At 63.0% G+C, this 3,255-nt stretch carries 5 protein-coding genes; all 5 read right to left on the bottom strand.

The window, feature by feature from the left end; all coding sequences use genetic code 11:
- On the bottom strand, positions 1–438 hold a 438-nt coding region (locus tag QZL67_RS06460; RefSeq protein WP_292920011.1), incomplete at its 3' end, for a class I SAM-dependent methyltransferase.
- 85 nt (positions 439–523) lie between these two features.
- Positions 524–730 (bottom strand): DUF1858 domain-containing protein, encoded by a 207-nt coding sequence (locus QZL67_RS06455; protein WP_022289926.1) that lies wholly within the window; start codon positions 728–730, stop codon positions 524–526.
- Positions 731–919: 189 nt separating this feature from the next.
- Positions 920–1,201, bottom strand: coding sequence for a zinc-ribbon domain containing protein (locus tag QZL67_RS06450; protein WP_022289925.1), 282 nt, complete (start codon positions 1,199–1,201; stop codon positions 920–922).
- A gap of 39 nt (positions 1,202–1,240) precedes the next feature.
- On the bottom strand, positions 1,241–1,882 hold the full coding sequence (locus QZL67_RS06445; RefSeq protein ID WP_022289924.1) for a sigma-70 family RNA polymerase sigma factor: 642 nt from the start codon (positions 1,880–1,882) through the stop codon (positions 1,241–1,243).
- A gap of 67 nt (positions 1,883–1,949) precedes the next feature.
- Positions 1,950–3,255 (bottom strand): phosphoglucosamine mutase (glmM, locus tag QZL67_RS06440; protein WP_292920009.1); only part of this gene is annotated, 1,306 nt, incomplete at its 5' end.

The raw sequence follows: 3,255 nt of genomic DNA, 5'->3' as shown, positions 1-3,255 counted from the left end.
CCCTCCCCCCCGGCCGACCGGGTAGCCGTGGTCCGAGAGGACCTGCCGCAGCGACTCCGCCCGGCTCTGGGGCTGGAGCAGCAGCGTGTGGCGTCCGTCGGCGGTCCAGGGGGCGGCGGCCAGGATGGCGGCGATGTTCTCCCCGCCCATACCGGCGATGACCACCGTGTCGCACTCCTCCGGCCCTACACCGGAAAGGCCGTCGCACAGCCGCAGGTCCAGCCGGTCGGCAACGCCCCAGGCCTGGGCGTTCTCCCGAGCCCGCTGCAGGGGCCCGGACCGCAGGTCGCTGGCAATGGCAGAGCTCACGCCGCCGTGGAGCATCAGCCACACCGGCAGATATGCGTGATCTGTGCCAACATCAGCGAGCTTTGCGCCCGGACGCACCCACGAAGCCAAAAGCCCCAGGCGGGGCGTCAGTTCCAGGTGTTTTGCCATGGGGCTCCTCCCTTCGCCGGTCGGTTTAAGGACGCATACGGGCGGTTGGCCCGTATGCGTCCCGTTTGCCGTGTTGTCTCTGGCGTCACTGGGCCTTGTTGGCCTCTTCGTTCACCAGCGCCAGCAGCTTGTCCACGTCCACGCCGTGGACCATGCAGGCCTCTTCCACGGTCTCGCCCCGGGAAGAGGGGCAGCCCAGGCAGTGCATGCCGATGGACAGGAAAATGGGCGCGGTCTGAGGGGCCACGTCCAGGATGTCGCCGATGATGGTATCCTTGGTAATGGTAACCATAAGAGAGATTCCTCCGTTTTCAGAATTCAACGGTGGTATTATACCCCATAATACCGTCGAATTCAATATGGAAAATGCTCTTTTTTCCCGTCCGGCGGCGCCGGGGCCGGGAGGGCGCAAAAAAGCGGCGTCTGCATCCAGCAGACGCCGCTCTTTTTTCGCAAGAGACAAGCTTTTGGAAAACGCTCTTTATCTCTCCTGCTCCCGCATCTTCGCGAAGCACTCGCTGCAGTAAACGGGACGGTCAGACTTGGGCTCGAAGGGAACCCGTGCCTCGCCGCCGCAGGCAGCGCACACAGCGGTGAAATACTCACGGGGACCGCGGGCGGCAGCCTTACGGGCGTCACGGCAGGCCTTGCAGCGCTGGGGCTCGTTCTGGAAGCCGCGCTCTGCGTAGAACTCCTGCTCACCGGCGGTGAACACGAACTCCTTGCCGCACTCCTTGCACACTAACGTCTTGTCTTCGTACATGATGTTACCCTCTCTTCGAATAAGAAAAATATATTGCGTTCAGCTGTCGCTGAGATCGCCGGAAAGAAGCTGCCGCGCCACTTTGCGCCGAATGCGCTGCACGGCGTTGTCCACGGACTTTGGGGGCCTGCCTACCGTCTCGGCAATTTCCCTGCATGAAAGACCGTCTAAATAGTACCCCAAAATCTTCGCTTCAAATTCGGACAACTGTTTCCGGACACCGGCTAAGAGGGCTGCTGTGTGCTCCCGATCAATCAGGGACTCCTCGGGATTTTGCTGCGCCAATTGACTGGTACCAGAGGTGTAGGAATTGCTGTCAAAGAAGGGTGTATCCAAAGGAACCGACTGATTAAGCGCTGCGTGCTTATCCCGCGCCGCGGCGCGGAGAACGGAATACAGTCGGCTGCGTATGCAGATTTCCGCGAACGTCCGGAAAGAGGCCGCCTTGGCGGGGTCGTACTCCCGGACTGCTTTGATGAGGCCCACCATGCCCTCCTGGGTCAGATCCTCGCTGTCGCCGCCGATGAGAAAGAAGGGGCGGGCGCAGGTGCGCACCAGACGGTTATACCGGGTGACCAGGACCTCTTCCGCCTGCCGGACACCGGAGGCGGCCAGGGCGCAAAGCGCTTCGTCGCTTTGCCGCTCCAGGGGGAGTTGTGAGTTCTCATGTAGTTTGCACATATTGTATTATACCTGTGTCCTACTTGAAATGTCAAGGGTTTTTATCGAAAACGCCGGGAAGCTCCGTTCAGAATTTCATAGCTTTTATGAATTCTGCCAGTTTGGAGGCCACATCTTTGGCTGTTTCAGCAGTCTTGGCCTCCACCATCACCCGGATCAGCGCCTCGGTGCCGGAGGGACGCACCAGCACCCGGCCTTCGCTACCCAGGGCCTCCTCCTCCCGCTTCACCGCTTCCGCCAGCTCCGGAGAGGCCATGATCTTCTCCTTCACGCCGCCGCTGTGGGGCACTTCCACGTTCACCAGCACCTGGGGATAGGTGGCGCAGCACCCGGCCAGGGCGCTGGCCTTCTCCCCGGAGCGGGCAAGGACCTGCAGGAACTGCAGTGCCGTCACCTCACCGTCGCCGGTGGTCTCCAGGGCCGTGAAGATCGTGTGTCCGGACTGCTCGCCGCCGATGCGGAAGTCCTTTTCCAGCATCTTCTCCAGCACGTTCCGGTCACCCACGTCGGTGCAGATGAGCTCGATGCCCTGATTGCGGCAGAACTCATGGAGGCCCAGGTTGCTCATGACGGTGGCCACGATGGTGTTGCCGTTGAGCTTGCCCCGGCGCTTCATGTCCAGGGCGCACACCGCCATCACCTTATCGCCGTCGATGGTGCCGCCCTTCTCGTCCACCAGCAAACAGCGGTCGGCGTCGCCATCGAAGGCAACGCCCACGTCGTACCCGCCCCGGACCACAGCGGCGGCCAGGTCCTCCAGGTGGGTGGAGCCGCAGTGGCTGTTGATATTGACGCCGTCGGGGGCGTGGTTGATGAAGTCCGTGTGGGCCTTGAAGCGGCCGAAGAGCTCCGGCGCGGTGGCGCTGGCGGCGCCGTTGGCGCAGTCCACCAGGATCTTCAATCCCGCCAGATCGGACTCCACCGTGGAGGCCACGAAATCAATATAGTCCCGCTTGAGCTGGCGCATGCCGTGGTGGCGGCGGCCGATCTCTCCCCGGGTGCGGACCTTCATGGGGGCGTCGGAGAGGATCTTCTCCTCGATGCGGCGCTCCACGGCGTCGGAGAGCTTGTAGCCCTGGCCGCTGAAGACCTTGATGCCGTTGTGCTCGTAGGGGTTATGGCTGGCGGAGATGACGATGCCCGCGTCCGCCCGCTCCTGCTGGCTCAGATACGCCACGGCGGGGGTTGGGATGGTGCCCAGGGGCTTGACATCGCCGCCCACGGAGCAGATGCCCGCCATCAGGGCGGACTCCAGCATGTCGGAGGAGATGCGGGTGTCCTTGCCGATGACCACCGTGGGCCGGCTGCCCTTCTCCTCCTCCAGGACGGTGGCGATGGCCTGCCCTACCCGGAAGGCCATGTCGGCGGTGAGG

It is taken from the genome of Oscillibacter sp. CAG:155 (assembly GCA_000436875.1).
Classification (GTDB): Bacteria; Bacillota; Clostridia; order Oscillospirales; family Oscillospiraceae; genus Oscillibacter.
Note: the sequence above shows the minus strand (reverse complement) of the source record. Positions and strands in the feature narration are given on the sequence as shown.

Coding starts and splice junctions, on each gene's coding strand:
- QZL67_RS06445 (WP_022289924.1), bottom strand. CDS start 1,882: ATGTGCAAACTACATGAGAACTCACAACTCCCCCTGGAGCGGCAAAGC.
- QZL67_RS06450 (WP_022289925.1), bottom strand. CDS start 1,201: ATGTACGAAGACAAGACGTTAGTGTGCAAGGAGTGCGGCAAGGAGTTC.
- QZL67_RS06455 (WP_022289926.1), bottom strand. CDS start 730: ATGGTTACCATTACCAAGGATACCATCATCGGCGACATCCTGGACGTG.